This is a genomic window from Streptomyces sp. NPDC002845 (assembly GCF_053591955.1).
This window is the reverse complement of the sequence record NZ_JBSFUU010000007.1, coordinates 1-19,833: the sequence shown is the minus strand read 5'-3', so window position 1 is coordinate 19,833 and position 19,833 is coordinate 1. Positions and strand designations below refer to the sequence as shown.

At 65.0% G+C, this 19,833-nt stretch carries 14 protein-coding genes; 13 read left to right on the top strand and 1 reads right to left on the bottom strand.

Annotation, left to right across the window (positions count from 1 at the left end; translation table 11 throughout):
• Positions 1-27 precede the first annotated feature (27 nt).
• The 8 genes from ACWD3C_RS06745 (at position 28) to ACWD3C_RS06710 (ending at position 13,458) form a co-directional block, all read left to right on the top strand.
• Positions 28-1,038 (top strand): LacI family DNA-binding transcriptional regulator, encoded by a 1,011-nt coding sequence (locus tag ACWD3C_RS06745; protein ID WP_451140812.1) that lies wholly within the window; start codon positions 28-30, stop codon positions 1,036-1,038.
• A 395-nt stretch (positions 1,039-1,433) separates the two neighbouring features.
• Complete coding sequence (locus tag ACWD3C_RS06740; RefSeq protein WP_451140810.1) at positions 1,434-2,732, top strand: extracellular solute-binding protein; 1,299 nt, start codon at positions 1,434-1,436, stop codon at positions 2,730-2,732.
• Positions 2,733-2,775: 43 nt separating this feature from the next.
• Positions 2,776-3,753: a carbohydrate ABC transporter permease gene (locus ACWD3C_RS06735; RefSeq protein ID WP_451140808.1), complete on the top strand. Its 978-nt coding sequence runs from the start codon at positions 2,776-2,778 to the stop codon at positions 3,751-3,753.
• Between the two features lie 6 nt (positions 3,754-3,759).
• Positions 3,760-4,647 carry a carbohydrate ABC transporter permease gene (locus ACWD3C_RS06730; RefSeq protein ID WP_451140806.1) on the top strand — a complete coding sequence of 296 codons (888 nt, stop codon included), beginning with the start codon at positions 3,760-3,762 and terminating at the stop codon, positions 4,645-4,647.
• Positions 4,648-4,814: 167 nt separating this feature from the next.
• The gene (locus ACWD3C_RS06725) at positions 4,815-7,112 is read left to right on the top strand and encodes a glycoside hydrolase family 3 N-terminal domain-containing protein (RefSeq protein WP_451141094.1); all 2,298 of its coding nucleotides are present in this window, start codon (positions 4,815-4,817) and stop codon (positions 7,110-7,112) included.
• 94 nt (positions 7,113-7,206) lie between these two features.
• Positions 7,207-8,682 carry a glycoside hydrolase family 32 protein gene (locus tag ACWD3C_RS06720; protein ID WP_451140804.1) on the top strand — a complete coding sequence of 492 codons (1,476 nt, stop codon included), beginning with the start codon at positions 7,207-7,209 and terminating at the stop codon, positions 8,680-8,682.
• A 92-nt stretch (positions 8,683-8,774) separates the two neighbouring features.
• Complete coding sequence (locus ACWD3C_RS06715; protein ID WP_451140802.1) at positions 8,775-11,714, top strand: discoidin domain-containing protein; 2,940 nt, start codon at positions 8,775-8,777, stop codon at positions 11,712-11,714.
• 817 nt (positions 11,715-12,531) lie between these two features.
• Positions 12,532-13,458, top strand: a complete 927-nt coding sequence (locus ACWD3C_RS06710; RefSeq protein WP_451140800.1) for an aminoglycoside phosphotransferase family protein — start codon at positions 12,532-12,534, stop codon at positions 13,456-13,458.
• Positions 13,459-13,467: 9 nt separating this feature from the next.
• On the opposite strand, the gene ACWD3C_RS06705 is transcribed toward ACWD3C_RS06710, so the two are convergent.
• Positions 13,468-14,718 carry a hypothetical protein gene (locus ACWD3C_RS06705; protein ID WP_451140798.1) on the bottom strand — a complete coding sequence of 417 codons (1,251 nt, stop codon included), beginning with the start codon at positions 14,716-14,718 and terminating at the stop codon, positions 13,468-13,470.
• A gap of 399 nt (positions 14,719-15,117) precedes the next feature.
• Here ACWD3C_RS06705 and ACWD3C_RS06700 point away from each other — a divergent pair, with 399 nt between their 5' ends.
• The 5 genes from ACWD3C_RS06700 (at position 15,118) to ACWD3C_RS06680 (ending at position 19,833) form a co-directional block, all read left to right on the top strand.
• Entirely contained in the window at positions 15,118-15,669 is a 552-nt protein-coding gene (locus tag ACWD3C_RS06700; protein ID WP_451141092.1) for a bifunctional DNA primase/polymerase, read from the top strand.
• The gene (locus ACWD3C_RS06695; protein WP_451140796.1) at positions 15,659-15,958 is read left to right on the top strand and encodes a hypothetical protein; all 300 of its coding nucleotides are present in this window, start codon (positions 15,659-15,661) and stop codon (positions 15,956-15,958) included. The genes ACWD3C_RS06700 and ACWD3C_RS06695 overlap by 11 nt, the downstream gene beginning before the upstream one ends.
• Before the next feature lie 143 nt (positions 15,959-16,101).
• Entirely contained in the window at positions 16,102-16,296 is a 195-nt protein-coding gene (locus ACWD3C_RS06690; RefSeq protein ID WP_451140794.1) for a hypothetical protein, read from the top strand.
• Positions 16,297-16,880: 584 nt separating this feature from the next.
• Entirely contained in the window at positions 16,881-18,365 is a 1,485-nt protein-coding gene (locus ACWD3C_RS06685; protein ID WP_451140792.1) for a DUF262 domain-containing protein, read from the top strand.
• Positions 18,366-18,414: 49 nt separating this feature from the next.
• Entirely contained in the window at positions 18,415-19,833 is a 1,419-nt protein-coding gene (locus ACWD3C_RS06680; protein ID WP_451140790.1) for a hypothetical protein, read from the top strand.

Below are 19,833 nucleotides of genomic sequence, written 5' to 3'. Positions count from 1 at the left end.
CCTCTGCAGGAAGGGAGGGGAGGTGACATGGGAGTCACTATCGCCGACGTGGCCGCGCGGGCCGGGGTCAGCAAGACGACGGTCTCGCGGGTGCTGAACGCCAAGGGCGAGATCAACGAGAACACCGTCCTGAAGGTCCGCGAGGCGATCTCGGAGCTCGGCTATGTGCCGAGCGCCGGGGCAGTGGGGCTGGCACGCGGCACGACGCAGATGATCGGCATGCTGGTCCCTGATATGGCCTGGGCCTGGGCCGGCATCGTGCAGGCGGTCGTCGAGACGCTGGAGACCGAGGGCTTCGGGCTGCGCATGCTGACCGTGAACCGCGGTGAGGAGTCGCTGCGCAGGCTGGGTCTGCAGGTCGCTGCCAAGTCGTTCGACGGTCTGCTGGTGATAGAGCCCGAGGGAGCCCTGGGAGCCATCACGGAACTGCACGAAGCCGGACTGCCGGTGGTGCTGATCGACGACCGCTTCCAGCGGCCGGGATTCCCCTACGTGGCCACCACCAACCGGGAGGGCGGTGAGCAGGCGGCGCGCCACCTGCTGGACCTCGGCCGCCGTCGCCCTCTGGTGGTGACCGGTCCTGACGAGTACGGCTGCACCCGGGAACGGCTGGGCGGCTTCGTCGACGTCTATGCGAAGGCCGGGATCGAGCTCGACCCGCGCAGCATCATCGGCGGTGATTTCTTGTTCGACACAGCCCGGAGCGCGGTCGCGCAAGCTCTCGCGGACGGCGTGGAGTTCGACGCGGTCTTCGGGCACAACGACCCCTCGGCGGCCGGCGTGCTCGCGGCCTTGCACGAGGCCGGCCTTCGGATTCCGCGGGATGTCGCCGTGGTGGGGTTCGATGACGTCGAGCTGGCGTCGTACACCTATCCGGCGCTGACCACCATCCGTCAGCCGATGCGGGAAATGGGTGAGGCGGCGGCGCGTCTGCTGCTCGACCACGTGCGGAGATCGCCGGAGGCCGCCCCCTCGCGCATCATTCCCACCAGCCTCGTGATCCGTGGCTCGACGTCGTTAGAGCCGAGCTCGAACTGACGCGACGTCATCGCGATGCGCAAGCGATGGCGTCTCGCAGCCGGGCGGTGCGTTGCCGGTGACGCACCGCCCCCGTCTCCTTGAAACCTCGGCGAACTTCTTCGGACTCGCCTTCCTCACACACCTCTAGCGGCTGCGCCTGCGTTCACGCGGCACCGCCCACATGCACCTTTTCGCCCGTGCGTTCCCGATCCGGGACACCGAACGGTGCGCCTGGCACACCCGCCCGGCCGCTACCCACTCCGCGTCGGATGCTCCAGCCGCGACCTATGGCTGACCGTCGATGCCGCTGCCACCGCAGACGGTCTCCACTCGTGTGCTGACCCATCCGGGCGTCCGCCTCCCACCTTCGCCGCCCCCCGCCTCTGTATCGCTCAACGGCAAGGAGCCGCACCATGCGTATCACCATCCGTCACGCTGTCAGAACCGTCCAGACCCTGTGCGTCACCGTCACAGCAGCCCTGGTGGCCACCGGCTGCGGCCGGAGCGAGGATTCCGGCCCCGGCAACGATGCGCCCGCCGCGATCGGCGCGGGCAAGGCCAAGGGGACGGTGGTCATGTGGTCCATGGGTGACCCCGACGAGAACCTGGAGGACCTGGCCAAGAAGTTCGAGCAGGAGAACCCGGACGCAGACGTCAAGATCACCGCCGTTCCTTGGGACGCCGCACACGACAAGCTGACCACCGCGGTCGCCGGCGGCAACACACCGGACCTGTCCATGGTCGGAACCACCTGGATGGCCGAGATGGCCGCCATGAACGCCTTCCAGGCCACCCCGACGTCGATCAAGTCGTCGGACTTCTACCCCGGCCAGTGGGACACCACCAAGTACAAGGACACCTCCTACGGCGTCCCGTTCATCGCCGACACCCAAGCGGTCTACTACCGGACCGACCTCACCGAGAAGGCCGGCATCGAGGGAGCCCTGGCCGGCGACCGGGCCGGATACCTGAAGGACCTCAAGGCCATTCAGGCCACCGCCGGCAAGCAGAACCCCAAGCTGCGCCATGCCAGCGGGCTGGTGATGGGCTTCAACTCCTGGATCTTCTGGGTGCCGATGGTCTGGCAGCAGGGCGGTGACATCTACGACGCCAAGACCGGGAAGTTCACCTTCGACTCGCCCGAGGTCGCCAAGGCGCTGGAGTACTACGCAAGCGTCCCGAAGCAGGGCCTGGCGCCGACCGACAGGTCCGACAATGTGCAGGGCTTCCGGGACGGGCTGATCGCCGTCTACCAGGAGGGTGCGTGGGCCGGCGGCAGCTTCCACAAGGACGCCCCGGAGCTGGACGGCAAGTGGAAGACCATGCCGGTGCCGTACAGCAAGCAGCCCGCCGGGTTCGCCGGCGGCAGCGACCTGGCGGTGTTCAAGGACGCCAAGAACCCCGACGCGGCATGGAAGTTCGCCCAGTTCCTGACCGAGCCCGCCAACCTCGCTGCCTATGCCAAGGCCACCGGCAGCCTGCCCCCCTCGCCCCAGGCGTGGTCGGAGGGGAAGCTGAGCGCGGACGAGAACATGAAGGCGTTCGACGAGCAGCTCAAGGTCAGCAAGGCGCCGCCCGCCATCACGACCTGGCAGCAGATCGCCGACGCCATCGACTCCGAACTGGAGAAGCTGACCCTCGGCAAGGCCACCGTCGCCGAGGTGCAGAAGACGCTGCAGTCCAAGGCCACCAGCATCGGCACCGGCCGCTGAGCGCCACCGCCATGAGCACCCCTCGTACGGACGGATGACATCCATGTCCACGAAGACGCTCCCCGGGCGGGGCGACACCAACAAGCAGAGCACCATGGGGCCGGAACGGAGTGCCGGTCGCCGGCACTCCGGGCTCCGGAGCCCGGCGCGCGGCAGGCAGGCCCGGGCCGCCTGGATCCTCGCCGCCCCGTTCCTCGCGCTGTTCGCGGCCTTCATGCTGCTGCCGGTGGTGTGGTCGCTGCTGATGAGCCTGACCGACACCAAGAGCGCCGACCTGCGCACCCCGCTGAACGTGTCGTTCACGGGCCTCGACACCTACGTGCGGCTCTTCCAGGACGATCAGTTCTTTACGGCCCTGCGCAACACGGGCGTGTTCGTCCTGGTGGCCCTGCCCCTGACGCTGGCCGCCGGGCTCGCCGCGGCGGTCGCCCTCGACCGTGGCATCCGCCGCTTCCGGGCCGTATTCCGGGTCGGCTTCTACCTGCCGGTGATCACCAGCATCGTGGCCGTCGCCGTGGTGTGGAAGACGCTCCTCGAACCCCGCGCGGGACTGGTGAACCTCGTCCTGGGCTGGTTCGGGATCGATGGTCCGGCCTGGCTGGCGGACACCCGCTTCGCTCTGCCCGTCATGATCGTGATGGCGGTGTGGCGCAACCTCGGCACCGTCATGATCATCATGCTGGCGGGTCTGCAGTCCGTCCCCCAGTCCCTGATGGAGGCGGCCGAACTCGACGGCGCCGGGCCCTGGCAGCGGTTCTGGCGGGTCACCTTCCCGCTCCTGCGCCCGGCCCTGCTGCTGACCGCCGTGACCACGGGCATCGGCTATCTGCAGTTCTTCGACGAGCCGTTCGTGATGACGGGCGGTGGGCCGCTGGACTCCACCCTGTCGGCCACGCTGTACGCCTACAACCAGTTCGGCAACGGCAACTACGACATGGCGTCGGCCGCCAGCTACGTCATCTTCGTCCTCATCGTCGCGCTGACCGTGCTGCAGTTCCGAGTGCTGCGAGACAAGGACTGACGCCCCATGAGCACCCTCTCCACTCTCCCAACGGCACACCCGGGCACCGACCGCACCCTCAGGCGCCGCCGCATCCGCCAGACCTGGGGCCAGCCCTGGCTGTATCTGCCGCTCGCCGGCGCCCTGCTGCTGATGATCGCGCCGTTCCTGTGGATGCTCTCCGGCTCCTTCAAGCCCGAGGCCGACATCCGCCGAGTCCCACCCGTCCTGGTACCCACGGCGCCCACGACCGCCAACTACGGTGAGCTGTTCAGCACGCTCGACTTCACGAGCATGTTCGCCAACTCCGTGATCGTGGCCCTCGCCGTCACCGCGGGCAATCTCATCTTCTGCTCGATGCTCGGATACGCCCTGGCCAAGCTGGAGTTCCGCGGACAGCGCGCCGTTTTCCTGCTGGTCATGGGGACCCTCATGATCCCCGGCCTGGTCACCTTCGTCCCCCTGTACGTGCTGGTGTCCAACATGCAGCTGACCGGCTCCCTGGTCGGGCTGATCCTGCCGTTCCTGGCCGGCCCGTTCGGGGTGTTCCTGATGCGGCAGTTCATCTCCACCCTGCCCGACGAGCTGATCGATGCCGCCCGCGTCGACGGCTGCCGCGAACTGGCCATCTTCGCGAGGATCATCCTGCCGCTGACCAAACCGGCCCTCGCCACGCTGGGGATCATCACCTTCCTCGGCTCCTGGAACAACTTCCTGTGGCCCTTGGTCGTGGCCCAGAACGAGAGCCAGTACACCCTCCCCGTCGGGCTCGCCCTGGCCAGCAGCGGACAGTCCTTCACCCGCTTCGGCATCCTGCTCGCCGGCGCTGTCGTCGTCCTGCTGCCGGTGATGATCGTCTTCCTCCTCTTCCAGCGCCAGTTCGTGGCCGGCATCGCCACCACCGGCCTGAAATGACACCCCGGCTCCTGCCTCGCCGCCCTCTGCGGCATCGGTCCCGCCCGGGGCGGCGGACGGACGGCCCGGGAGGCCCACCGCGGCAGGCGGCGGCGTCGCTGCAGCGAAGCGCCCGCCGTCGCCAATCAACTCTCTGATCTGTGACGACTCATCTCTTGGAGAACAACGTGGGACAGCCGGTCCACTCTGCCGTGTACCTGGATCCGGAAGCGTCCGTGGAAGCGAGAATCGACGACTTGCTGTCCCGGATGACCCTGCCGGAGAAGGTCGGGCAGTTGCTGATGCTCGACGCACAACACGGGGACCTGGCCGACATCGTTTCGACCAAGCTGGCCGGATCGGTCCTGCATGTGTCTCCCGACCTGATGCCGCAGGCCATGGAACTGGCCCGGCGGTCACGGCTCGGCATTCCACTGCTGACGGCCGACGACGGCATCCACGGCCACTCGTTCTGGCCCGGCGCGACCATCTTTCCGACGCAGCTGGCCATGGCCTGCAGCTGGGACCCCTCCTTGCTCCACCGGGTGGCCCGTGCGGCCGCGACCGAAATCGCGGCGACCGGGATCCACGGGACGTTCTCCCCGGTGCTGTGCATCACCCGGGACCTGCGCTGGGGCCGGATCAACGAGACGTTCGGCGAGGACCCGTTCCTGATCGGTGAACTCGGGGCGGCGATGGTGCGCGGCTATCAGGGTGAGGGCCTCAGCGACCCGACAGCCGTACTGGCGTACGCCAAGCACTTCGCGGGCTACTCCGAAACCCTGGGCGGGCGCGACGCGAGCGAAGCCGAGCTCAGCCCGCGCAAGCTCCGCTCGTGGTTCCTGCCCCCGTTCGAGCGGGCCGTTCATGCCGGCTGCCGCGCCTTCATGCTCGGCTACCAGTCGATCGACGGCGTGCCCATCACCGCGAATCAGTGGCTGATCAACGACGTGCTCAAGGGCGAGTGGGGCTTCACCGGCACGCTGGTGACCGACTGGGACAACGTCGGCCGGATGGTCTACGACCAGCGGACCTGCGCCGACTACGCCGAGGCCGCGGCGGTCGCCGTCAACGCGGGCAACGACCTCATCATGGCCACGCCGCAGTTCTTCGAGGGCGCCCAGGAGGCGGTCGCCCGCGGCCTGGTCGAGGAAAAACAAATCGATGACGCCGTACGGCGGGTCCTGCGGCTGAAGTTCGAGCTCGGGCTCTTCGAGGACCCCCGCACCCCCGCCCCCGAGCGGCAGGCACAGGTGATCGGCTGCCGCGCCCACGCCGACCTCAACCTCGAGACCGCCCGACGCTCCCTGGTGCTGCTCCGCAACGAGGGGATCCTGCCCCTCGAAGGCGGGCTGACCTCGGACGGAACCGGCCGCGCCGCGAGCCAGGACACACCGCGGACGATCGCGGTCATCGGCCCCAACGCCGACAGCACGGAAGCCATGCTCGGCGACTGGGCGGGCGCCACCGGACAGGTCCCCTGGATGCCCGAAGGTCATCCACGCGAGTCGGTGGAGACCGTGCTCGACGGCCTTCGCGCCGTCGCACCCGCCGACTGGACCATCACGTACGCCTGCGGCGCGGACATCGAAAGCCCCGCCTCCAGCTCCGAGTGGTCCCTCGGGCCGGACGGCCAACCGCAGCCGGCCGTTTTCACCCCCGCCCCGGTCGACCAGGCACAACTTCGGGAGGCCACCGCTGCCGCAGAGGCCGCCGACTACGCCGTCGTGGTCGTCGGTGACACCATCGCCCTCACGGGTGAGGTGCGCTCCACGGCGACGCTCGACCTCCAAGGGGGCCAGATCGCGTTGCTGGACGCGGTCGCCGCCACCGGCACACCCATGATCGTCGTACTCGCCCAGTCCAAGCCGAGCACCATCCCGGACTCGGCACTGAACGCCGCAGCACTCATCGAGGCGTTCAATCCGGGCATGCGCGGTGGACGCGCCGTCGCCGAACTCCTCCTCGGGCTCATCGAACCCAGCGGCCGACTCCCGGTCTCCTTCGCACGCCACGTCGGACAGCAGCCGGTCTTCTACAACCAGGTGCGAGGCCAGCACGGGAGCCGCTACGCGGATCTCACCCAGGACCCCCTGTTCGCTTTCGGCGAGGGCCTCACCTACACCACCGTCACCTACACCGACCTGGTCGTGCACAACCCGGACGTCACGGCGGACGGCATCATCGACGCCACGGTCCGACTCACCAACAGCGGCGCCCGTCCGGCCCTGGAAACGGTCCAGGCATACATCAGCGACCTGACCACCAGCGTCACCTGGGCCGAGCAGGAGTTGAAGGGTTTCACCCAGGTCGAGATCGCTCCCGGCGAAAGCCTGGACGTCCGCCTCAGTATCCCTGCCTCGCAGTGCTCACTCGTCACGGCCGACAACCGCCGAGTGGTCGAACCAGGTGAGTTCGCACTCCGCGTCGGCCCCAGCTCACGGCGGGAGCAGCAGCTGAGCGTGGAATTCCGCATCCGGACCTGAAGGCCGCACACATGAACCACCGCCCCGTCGGCCCGCCGCCCCGCCAATCAGAGGGTCGGCGGGGCGGTCCCCTGTCATACCGAAAGGCACGCGTGTGTCCACCACACCCCGCGATCCACACTTCCCCGTCGCGCACCTGCGCCCGCCCCGCAACTGGATCAACGACCCCAACGGGCTGGTCTTCCACGACGGCCACTACCACGCGTGCTACCAGTACAACCCGTACGGAGCGACCCACGCGAACCTGCACTGGGGCCACTTCCGTAGCCCCGACCTGCTGACCTGGGAGCGGCTGCCGATCGCCCTGTCCCCGACCCCGGGTGGCGTGGACGCCGACGGCTGCTTCTCCGGCAACGCCGTCTCCGACGGCGACCGTCTCGTCGCCTTCTACTCCGCGCACCGCGAGGATCGCTCGGTCCAGCACCAGCCGGTCACCTGCGCCGTCTCCCTCGACGGCGGCAGCAGCAGTTTCCGACCGCGGGGCGAACTGCTCATCCCCGAGCTGCCCGAGGGCTGCACCATGTACCGCGACCCGTACGTCTGGCAGGACGGCGACGGCTGGCGGATGCTGGTCGGCGCCGCCCTCGCGGACGGCCGCGCAGCCGCCCTTCTCTACGACTCGCCCGACCTGGAGAGCTGGACCTACCGGGGGCCCTTCGCGGCCCGCGAGAAGGAGCCGATCAGCGGCACCGACCTGCTCACCGGCGAGGGCTGGGAATGCCCCCAGTACCTCCCGGCAGCCGACGGACGCGGCGCCCTCATCCTCAGCGCATGGAACAAGCCCACCGGTCCGCAGAGCGTCGCAGCCTTGATCGGCGAAGAGCACGACGGCCACTTCAAGGCCAGCCCAGCGGTACCCGCCGACCACGGCCCCGACTGCTACGCACCCGCCCTGCTGCGCGCACCGGGCAACCGGTGGCTGCTGTGGGGCTGGTCATGGGAAGCCCGCGACGAAGCCTGGGCCGTCGCGGACGGATGGGCCGGCGTCCTCACCCTGCCCCGCGAGATCCATGTCGACGACGACGGCACGCTGCGCCAGCAGCCCGCCACCGAACTGCTCGCCCTGCGCGGCAAACACATCACCCACGCCGAGGGCGAGACGCACGGCCTGCAGCCGGTGGACCTCGGCAACGTGGGCCGAGCCTTCGACCTGACGGCCCGTCTGGAGCCGACCGCGGCGGCCGGTCTGCGACTGCTCACCACCCCGGACGGCTCGGAGTACCTCGACATCCGCCTCGATGTCGATGCGGGCGAACTGGTCGTCGACCGCGACCACGCCTCACTGGACAGCCGGGCCCGCGGCGGCTCCTACCGGATGCCCTGCCCAGCCGACCGGCCCGTCGACCTGCGCGTGGTCGTCGACCACTCCATCGCCGAAATCTTCCTGACCACCACCGGCCAGGTCCTCACCCTGCGCTGCTACCCGACGGGGCAGGGCCCGTGGCGACTGCAGGCCCGCAGCGCACCAGGTACGCGCCTCGGCTACGCGGTCGACGCGTGGGAGCTGCACCCGCTCGTGATCAAGGAGCCGAGCACCAGCGCCGCAGAGCCGGGGCCGACGTCGCCGTAGAACCGAATCCAACCCGTCGATCCCCCACCTCGGCGATGGGTTCCACACGCCTTCCAAAGTACTGAACAAGCAGGTCCGAAGGAGGATCTTCCATGAGCTCGTACGGTCTCGGACGACGCCAGTTCCTCGCCACCGCCGTTGGCGTCGCCGCCGCCTGGACCCAGGTTTCCGGGAACGCCGTCGCCGCCCCGCAGCTGAAGCAGGCCGCACGTGGCAATTCCGTGCGTGTCTGGCTGACGGACGTATCGGCCGACAAGTGGGTTGCCGGCCAGAGCGATGTGCTGTTCAAGGCAAAGAGAACGGCCAACCCGCTGACGATCAAGATCGACGACAGCATCAAGTACCAAAAGGTCCAGGGCTTCGGGGCGGCCATGACCGACTCCTCCGCCTGGCTCATCGACAAGCTGTCCACTGCCGAGCGGACCAAGCTGATGAACAAGCTGTTTGATCCCTCGAAGGGCATCGGCCTCAGCCTGCTCCGCTCACCGATGGGCGCCACGGATTTCAACGCGTCCGGGAACTACTCCTACAACGACATGCCGGCGGGACAAACGGACCCGACGCTGTCCAACTTCTCCATCCAGCATGATGCCCCGTACATCATTCCGGCATTGCGGCAGGCCCTCTCACTTAACCCGTCCATCAAGATCATGGCCAACCCGTGGAGCCCACCAGGCTGGATGAAGACCTCCGACTCCATGATCGGAGGCACTCTCAAGAGCGAGTACACATCGGCGCTGGCCAACTACTTCGTCAAGTTCATACAAGCCTATGGCGAAGCCGGCGTGCCCATCTCCTACATTTCCCCGCAGAACGAACCCATGGGTACTCCCACCTGGCCCGGAATGTTCCTGTCCGCGTACCAGGAAGCCGAGTTGATTCAGGAGATCGGCAAGGCGTTCGAAGCCAACGGAATCTCCACGAAGATCCTGGCTTGGGACCACAACTGGGACGTGCCCTCGTATCCGGAGACGATTTTCAGTGACCCCGCAGCCTCCAAGTACACCGCGGGAACCGGGTGGCACATCTACAGCGGAAACCCGAACTACCAGACGCTGGTCCACAACGACTACCCGAGCAAGGAAACGTTCATCACGGAAGCCACCGGAGGCGTTTGGCAGGACAGCGACCAGACGGCGTTCAGTGAAGCACTGGGTACGTGGATCATCAACGGCACGCGCAATTGGGCGAACGGGGTGATGCTGTGGAACATCGCACTCGACCCCGATCGGGGCCCGCTCAACAGCGACACGGCCGGTATACCCATGCTTCGGGGCTTGCTCACGATCGACCCGGCCGACGGGCGGGTGACCTACAACGTGGACTACCACGCCCTCGCTCACGCCAGCAGGTTCGTCAAGCCCGGAGCACGCCGGATCTACTCGAACACCTTCGGGGAAGGCAGCATAGAGAACGTCGCGTTCCAGAACCCGGACGGATCGAAGGTCCTGATCGTGCACAACTCGGGAAGCGCGGCGAAAACCTTCAGCGTCGCGGACGGGACACACTCGTTCGACTACACCCTGAACGCCGGCGACGCCGTCACCTTCACGTACTCGGGGCCTGCGCAGAGCGGCCGTACCCCCGCAGCGACCAAGGTCTCGGACCCGACACACGACTTCACGTTCAAGTCGGCATCCGGTCCGGTCACCGTCACGTACGACCCGGCACTACTGCCCTACCACAACTCCATCCGTACCGGAAACAAGCTGGTCACGTACTCTCTTCCGATCGGAGCTTCCGTCCAGACGACAGGAAGGGCGCTGAGTCGTAGCAAATGGACCGCCACGGCTTCCGCGCAGCCGGACTGGGGTGTGGCCGCGAACGCGATCGACGGCGACATCAACACCAGGTGGAGTCTCGGGCACGGGACGACGAGCGGCGACTGGTTCCAGATCGACCTGGGGAGCCCCACGAGCTTCAACAAAATCGTCTTCGACACCGGCGTGAACAATTCGTTCGACTACGTCACCAAGTATCAGATCTACGTTTCGAACGACGGAGTCGATTGGGGCAGCGCGATTGCGAGCGGCAGCGGAGGCATTGGCAAGATAGCCGTCACGTTGCCGACCCGAACGGCACAGTACATTCGCATCGTCAGTACTGCGGCATCCGGTTTCTGGTGGTCCATCGGCGACATCGAGGTGTACGGGTCTGCGCGTGGAACCGGCTCGATCACAGCTCCGACAGCGGTACCAAGCGGCCTTCAGATGAAGACCTGGACCAGCAAGGAAGGGGAGCAGGTCACCGCAGTATTCAACGGGACCACCGACAGCAAGAGTTTTAAGATGTCCACCGACGGCTCGTACACATATACGCTGCCAAGCGGGACTTCGGCGATGTTCACCACCAAGAAGCTGTCTCGCTTCCCGACACCGGTCTTCAGTGGTTTGACACCGAAGCAAGGCATACCGCGCTCCAAGTTCACGATTCGCGGTTCTGGTTTCGGTGATGCACAGGGGCTGGGTACGGTGTATTTCGGATCGGCCAATGCTGCCGAAATAGACAGCTGGTCGGACACAAGCATCAGCGCTTACGTTCCGACGGGGATTCCAGCGGGGAAGGTCACGGTTTCCGTGAAGGGAACCAGTGGTGTCGACGCAGGTGGATCCTCGTTCGACGTCATGGATCTGGGCCCTGCGCTGCCGCGGACCGGCTGGACCGCAACGGCTTCGGACGCAAGCCAGTGGGATGCACCCGGAAACATGCTGGACGGTGATTCCGGCAATCGGTACAGCTCTGGAACAGGGCTGTATGACGGTCTTTGGATTCAAGTAGACATGGGGCAGACGCAGACGTTCAAAAAGATTGTGTTGGATGTCGGCGGCAGTACCGGCGACTATGCGCGAAGCGCCGACGTATACGTATCTGCGGATGGAACCGACTGGACCAAGGCTTCTTCCGTAACAGACGGCCACCGAGTCCAACTGGTCTCCTTCCCGACCCAGACCGCCCGCTACATCAAGGTCGTCAATACCGGGAATGTCGCGAGCAACTGGTGGTCAGTCGCAGAATTCAACGTCTACAACTGACCTCGGGCTTTCACGTGGGATAAGCGTTGACCGTCCCGCCGCTTTCCGGCCCAGGTCGGCATCGGCAGCGATGACGTGCGCAAGGTCAAGCCCGGCACAGCTCTGCGGCTGCCCACATGGCACCCGGTCGGCGACAAGCCCATCGCCGTGATCCACGGCACGGTCTGCACGTCATAGCAGCGTGCCGGCCCGAACCGTCCCTAACCGTCATCCTCGGCTGGACGCATAGAGGTGCTCCGGCCGAGGATGATCCGACATGGTGGCCTCCGTCACCATCGGAGGCGGTGGCCGCAGCTTGTTCGGTCTCTCATTCGGCCGGAAAGTGTGACGACCCACCAAACCGTTTGCGTTTCGCGTCACCAGCCGACGCATCAGGGCAGGTCACATGGGGTTTCCGTGGAGCAGCGGTGTGTCGGGTCTCCGGCGCGTGTCACGACTGAGTTCTGACGGCAACGAGGTCACGGGGCGACCTCTGCAAGGGCGCTGACCTGCATAAAACCGCGATGCCAAGGAGATCAGCCCAGGAGTGGAGGACCCAACAGGTTCCGGAAGAGCAACGGTCAGAAGACCGTTTGCGTTTTGGCATGGACACAAAATAGCTGACCTGCATTTCTGCAGGTCAGCCGCTTGATCCGGAGTGCCCCCGGCAGGATTCGAACCTGCGCACACGGCTCCGGAGCCCAGGTGAGACCGTGAGGGTTTCGGGGTCCTGACATGCGGGGGAACGGCACGGAGAGGGCCTGCCGACCAAGGTCATTACGTCCCTATTACGTGGGCGGCCTGTCGAGCGGTGGGGCGGCGCCGTATGGTCGAAGACATGATCTCGGGCAGCGGTGAGGGCCAGGACGGCGGCGCGGAGTTCACAGCGGAGGGGACGGAGGGAGTCCTCCGCGAGGCGTGCGCGGCGGCCGGACTGAACCCGGAGGGTGCCGAGCTGCTGAGGCTCGGCTCCAACGCGGTGTACCGCTTATCGACGACGCCGGTCATCGTCCGCATTGCTCGTGACCCCGATGCCCTGGAGGAGATGGAACGGGCGGTACGGGTTGCCCGGTGGCTGGAGGCGGAAGACCTCCCGGCCACGCGAGTGCCGGCCGGGGTCACACAGCCGCTGGTGATCGGCGGCAGGGTCGTGACGTTCTGGGAGAGCGTGCAGGAGCAGGTGGAGTACGCGACGGTGGGGGAGTTGGCGGACCTGCTCCGTCGCCTTCACTGGCTCGAAGAGCCGGAGTCTCTGCGGCTGCCCTACTTCGATCCGTTCACGAAGCTGTGGGCGTCGCTGCGGCGGATGGATGGCGTCACGGAGGATGACCGCACGTTCCTGGAGGAGCGGGCCGGGAAGCTCAACAAGGACTACGACCAACTCGACTTCGTCCTTCCCTTTGGCATGATCCATGGGGACGCGAACATCGGCAACGTGCTCCGACACCGGGACGGCCACGCCGTTCTGATCGACCTCGACGGCTTCGCGCTGGCTCCTCGCGAGTGGGATCTCATCCTGATGGCCATGTTCTACGAGCGGTACGGCTGGCATACGGGGGCGGAGTACGGGGAGTTCGTGCACCGTTACGGCTTCGACCTGCTGAACTGGCCGGGCTACGAAGTGCTCGCCGATCTGCGTGAGTTGATGATGGTCGCCTGGATCGGTCACCAGGTTGCGACGAACGAGAAGTCCGCCGAGGAGTTCGCTCGGCGTGTGCGGTCCTTGCGTACCGGTGCCGGTCGTGCGGAGTGGAAGCCGTTCTGAGATACAGCGTCAGCGGTTGTCGGCCGGGTCGGCTGCGATCCACAACCTGTGTCCTTCGGCCTGCTCTTGGAAATCCTGTACGACGCTGCTGTCTCCGGTCCGTGAGAGGTGCTGGCGGAACTCCGCGAGGTAGCTCACGCATCGTGCGGACTTGAGCTGTTCGCCGAGGTCGAGTGCGTCGAGCGCCACGCGGCAGGCTTCTTCCAGGTCACCCGCGCGTAGGTGGGCGTCGGCGAGAACCATTGTCGCGAAGAAGTCGCTTCGGACGTGGTTGCCGCTCATGGCGTTCGAAGCGTGGGCGACGGACTGACGGGCGCTGTTGACGTCACGGAAGCAGTGGGCGGCCTCGGCGGCGAGTTCGGCTTCGTCGAAGTAGGTGATCCACTCGGGCTCGTCGTCGCTGTTCCGGCTCTCCAGTGCCTGTGCCGCTGCGGTGAGGGCGAGTTCACATGCGCGGGTGTCGCCGGTGCGGGCCAGGGCGCGGGCCTCCATGGCGTGGAACTGCGCGCGCAGCGTCGGCGTGGCCACTGGTGAGATACCCATGAGTGCTGCTCGGGCGAGGGTGGCGGCCTGCGTATAGCGACCGAGGAACGTGGCCTGGTGGCTCATCGCGGACAGGATGCTTCCGGCAAGGCGGCGGTCGTTGGCGTCCTGGGCGAGCCGGAGCGCTTGGAGGAAGTACCGCTGAGCGAGACCGTGATGGCAGGTGTCGTACGACATCCAACCGGCGAGGAGCGTTGCCTCGGCGACGGTGGAGAACAGGGCCCGGCCGACCGCTTCGGTGTACTGGCCGTTCAGTAGTGGCGCAACGTCACGGCTGAGGTACTGGATCACGGCGAGCCGCGCGTGATCCCCTCCGAACCGGTCGTCGAGCTGCGCGAACATGTCAGCGGTCGTCTTGACCGTCGCTACATCGGCGAGCCCGACGTGCGTACGGTCGTCCTGCCGCGCGCTGGGGAACGACGGCTCGGGAGCGACGAGCCACCGCAACGAGGCTTCGTTCCAGGCAGGTTCTGACGGCTCAACCTCGAACAACGGCTCATAGCCGTTGAGATCGGCACGCCATAACCGACCGACGGTCTCGATCGCGGCATCCGGACTGGCCGGGTATCCGGCCTCCAAGAGGGCCAAGTCCTCGCCGCCGGCATGGTTCAGCCCGAGTTCCGCGGCGCTCACACCGAAGGCATCACAGAGAAGCGGCCCGTAGAACTCGTCCGGGACGCTGTGGCCGTTCTCCCAACTGGCTATACGCCGCTTCACGCTGGCGTCCGCCGGGAGCTGGTGTCCACGCCGCGCGGCGGCCTGACGCAACTCCCGTACGAGGCGCGGTTGACTCCACCCCCGAGAGGTACGGGCTTCACGTAAGCGGACACCGATCGACTGCATCGGAATCGAGCCTCTTCCTTCCCTCTCGCGCGTCGTGCACAAGCCAGGCCCACAGTCGAAATCTACGCGCTGGCGAGCGTCGCGTACGCGCCGTAGCCGAAGTTGCCTGTGCTGATTGGGAGGGTGACGGGAGATGACGCACGGACGCCGACCACATCATCCCCCGTCACCACTCGTCATCTGCCCAGCTCAGGGGCCGTAGACCGAGTCTGGATCTACGACGGCAATGAGGTCGTCGGCGCATCCCGACCGAGGTGAGATGACGTGCAGAGGATGACCAGAAGGGGCGTTGAGTGGCTGTCTGCTGCCGCTGACGATCCGGAGATGTGCAGGGCGCGATGGGCGGACGATCCGCGGGCGCCGTGCATGCTGCCGACGGGGCGCCTCTTCGACGTGGTGGCGCTTGACCACCGCACCGGCTTGGAGACCTTCGACCAACTCGTACGCCGGGACATGCCGCTCGGCCCGGTCATGGTCGACCACGCGGCTCGACGAGTCGGCTTCTTCCTCAACTCCCAGTTGCGTGAGCGCTTCGTCCGCTTCCTGACCAGGGCGAGCGAGAACCCGCCCCCGTACAAGTACCTGAGCAGGGACGCGTTCGTGGTCGTACCCGGCCCCATGCCCATGTCCGGCGACCGCTACCAGTGGCTCCGTGCCCCCGTGCGCCGCCCGGAGGCTGACCCACTGCGCCCGGTTGCGCTGGCGTTCATGCTCGTGGCCGCTGCCGAGCTGCTGGAACGGGTCGATCACTACGGCGAGCAGTACCCGAATCCGGAGGCAGCAACGGCGGACGTCCTGGAAGGTGCGACGGCCGATGAACGGTGAGGATGAGCACCGCCACGACACGGCCCGATGGTCGCCGCTCGAAAGCGAAGGCTGGTACGCCGCGCGCGGAGCAACGACCGCCCTGCGCGACGCACTGGCGGCGGGTATGGAGAAGGACTTCCCCTATCTGCGGGCGGACTTGAACGCGTTCGGCCATGGCCTCATCGAACTCGGGCGCGTGTCACCGGAGACAGCGGAACGGTTGGCTGAGCTGCTGAATCGCGCGCTGTCCTGCCCCCAGGGGGCAGACGGCGTGTGCAGCGGACCGACGGACATACGAGAGAACTGAGGGGCGGAGAAGAAGTGACCGATCGGCGAGGAGTGGTGGCCAAGCGGGCAGAGACCTTGGCACCCGGCGTGCCTTACGTCCGTGGCTGGGATCGTGCTCGCAGCGGCGCTGAATCCCTGGCGCGACAACTGACAGCACTCGGCTTGGAGTCGGACTTCCCCGGCCTCAGCGCCGACGTGAACGTCTTCGGCGACGGCCTGGTGCGCCTCGGCTCGATCCGACCGGAGGCGGCGGCGCTGCTGGCCGAGTTGATCGCCGCGGGACTGGCCGCGGAGACGGTGGCCGGCGCATCCCCGGTGTCCCGCGAACACGACCAACGGGACGCTCCGGCGGCCTGACGTCTGCACCTCACAACTCCGGTCCCCTGCGGTCGACAGCCGCTCCCCTCCCGCAGTGGACCGGACCCGGCCCTGTGCGTCGGCTGCCCTCAGCGCGGCAACCGGCGCACAGGGCTTCGGCATGTCGCTGGACATCTCGTCCGTGGTGGTCGACTCCGACCGCCCGGCCGGGACCGGCGCCCCAGCGCCGCAGCCCGGACGGGACGGCGGAGGCGACCACCCCACGCATACACGACTTGGTCAACGGCGAGGGTCTGAGCTCTCAGCTTGGGAAGCTTGGGTCTCCTGGGCGGCAGTTGCTGCGCTGACCTGCGGCGGAGCTGCTACGGCACCTGGCTGGCCAACGACTTGGTTCCCGCCATTCCCCGTGGTTCCCCGCACGACCTGGCACGGTTCTGGCACGGCCTCTTCGTCCCGAATCCTCTGCCAGGTGGTCATCGGGGTCCCATGGGCTGGTCGGCTGCGACCTCCTTGGGTCTCGGCACAAGGATCGTCAAGATAACGACTTTCGTGCTCAGAGAGTGCGTTCAGACGCTACCGTGTCTTCAAGATCCATGCCTGGTGGCAACGTCGTGGAGAAGCATATGAAGATGGAACCGCGCAGCATCGCGCTTGACAAAATCTTCAAGCTCCGAGGCCGGTATGACATCCCGGATTGGCAGCGGGACGAGGTTTGGTCGCCAGAGCGAAAGCAGTTGCTCATCGACTCCATCCTTAACGGGTGGAAGCTTCCTAAATTCTATTTTGCTAAAACTGCGAGCGATCCCGACGAGTTTGACGTTGTCGATGGTCAGCAGCGACTCTCCGCAATCTGGGAGTTCTTTGAAAACAAACTCCGCCTCTCGGAGGAGACCGCCCAGAAGTTTGGTGGCCATACATATTCCGAGCTTCCTTACACCGTGACCGACAGTTTCGACGATTTCGAGATTCAGTATGACGAAATCACCGATGCGACGGACGATGAAATCCAGGGCTTCTTTCAGCGTCTGCAGCAAGGAATGATGCTGACCTCCGCAGAGAAGCTGAATTCCATCAACAGTAGTCTGACTAGGTTTGCGCGACAGCTTGCCGCTCACAATTTCTTCCAGGAGAAAGTTGCTGCTAGCAATTCCCGCAAAGCCTACTTTGATATTGCAGTCAAGACACTGGCGCTCGAATCCGAGGGCTTCGGAATGCGGCTGCGCTATGAGGACTTGAAGGAATTCGCCGAGTCTCACGTTGCGTTTTCTGAAAATTCACAGATCGCAGCTCGTCTGACCAGCACACTTGACTACTTGGACCGCGTGTTTGCGGGGAAAAGTACCTTCCTGCGGAATCGGAGCACTATTCAGTCCCTGATCACACTCGCCGCGAACATTGTCGATACGGGACGCGCTGATGGCACGGAGGAGCGCTTCAGAGGATTCGTCGAAAAGTTTGGTGCGGAGCTAGCTCATCAAAACGAGCTAGGGACTCGCGCTACGGATGGTTCTTACCTGGATTACCAGCGCACATTGTCTGCGAATGTGAAAGCCGGGCCGCGCATCCGCCACGAAATCCTGATGCGTAAGCTGCTTCTATCCGACCCGTCATGGATTGATATCTTTGGCACCCAAGAAGGTGTTTCAGGGGTTCGGGAAGAGATCGATCGACTCGGACAGCGTGTCGCATCTCTAGTATCGCTCAGAAATGAGGAGCATTCAGCGAAGACAGGGAAGGACTTTATTAAGCTAACCAATAGGACGGTGACGGCGCTTTCAGGAATTCGTGAGTCAGTAGAGAACTTTGAAGGCTACTCGAAGATGATCGGTGACCTGTACTTCACGCTGCGGGAAGGACCTGGACAACGTCTAGAGCAGATCCCCTCGTCGTTTGAGGACGTTAACCTTCTTCGGACAGGTCTCCAGCATGATGTAGATCACGGTAAAGCTGGCGATGTGGCAAAGAAGAGAATTAAGATCGGCGCTGCATTCGCTAAGTACGCATCCGGGGATACGTCACCTCACACGCTCGCTCCTGAGCGGTTTCAGTTTGTGCAGGCTGCCTTGCTCCAAGCGATCGTCGAAGATCTTGAAAACCTTTCATTCTGACTTCGCATCTCGACTACCAGCCCTCCTCTGGCCTAACTGAAAGTGACTTATGCCTGATCACGTCCTGCACCCGGGGCTGCAAGTCATAGAGGCTCTTGCCAAGCTCGGTGAGTGTCTCGGCTATGAGGTGGAGCGAGAACGTCGCGTAGGCGGAAAAGGTGCAGCAGTTGATTTGGCGTGGTATGCCGCAGGCGACAGGTGGATGCCTCTGATGATATTTGAGGTAGAGAGCAAAGCCAGCTCCGGAATGGCAAACAATGCCATGAAAGTCCTGTCCCGGGACGTCGATGACTTCGTTAAACCGCTGTTCCTGTTTCATGTCGTACTCAAAGGAAGTGCGACTAATGAACGGATTGCCAACCTGCGTCGCCAGTGGGGCTCGCACAACTACCGTGTCTACACGCTAGAGTTAGAGGGGGAAATTCAACGTCTTGTAGTCGACATCCTTTCGCAGCATCGACGCGTGACGAAGAGTATCGACTTGGAGGACGTTAGCACAACACTCGATGGTGCCGCATGGGAAGCAGTTGACAAGATTTCTGTACTTTCCAAGCTCCAGGGTCTTGAGTATTCTGCGAACTATCTGGGCGGACTCGCGCGCATTGGCTTGCGGAATCCTTCACTGGTATCCCTCTATATGGATTCCCTGGAGTCTATTCACATTGCTGGGCGCGATGTGGTCGGCCGATACGGTGGCTTCATCGGGGATTATATCCCTGGCCTATTGGAGATCTCGATGCTCATATCCTGTGGGCGACTGCCTGACGGGGACGGGCCCGGGAAGCTGGAGGAGTGGCAGGAGAGGTCCGGTTATGGGATGCGCACCATTGGACCTTATTTTGGACTGAGCCGAGACTACGACTCCTTCGTGCTAGGCGTGGCTCCCTACGTCTACGGCATGGCTGGCATGCTGCTCCGAGAGCATCCGGAGTCTTATCGCTGGCTGACGAAGGATCTGCATTCGATTGTCATGCAGGAGTACCGTCAGCAAGTGCGCGAACCGACCACGCTTCCCGGTGCTGTCTGGCTTCTGCATATCTCGGCTAGTGGCCCGTCTCTTTTTTCCGCGCAAAATGGCGCTGATTCCGTTTTTGAGACTATCTTCGAGTCTTCGCGTGCGCTGATAAATGGTGGCGGTGGACTCCCCGTCGAGATTCTAGACTCCCCGCCGGACTATGTGGACGTGCATAACGAACATGTCATGAATGAGTGGCTGGGACGTCTGGAAGGTGAGCGAATCGAAGTGCCGCAACTGCGGGATTTCAATGAGCGATACCTCACCGGCAATGATTGCGCCGAAATAGGGCGCGAGTATGCCTTGAAATCGGCCATGGAAATGCTGATGGCAGATGATTGGCGCTGTAGGTCAGTTGCTGAGGTTGAACTCGCTATGGCGGGTGGGGATCTGACGTTTCATGATTGTTGCGGTATGCCGGAGGTATGCGGTATGCGCAGGGCGGTGGGCTGA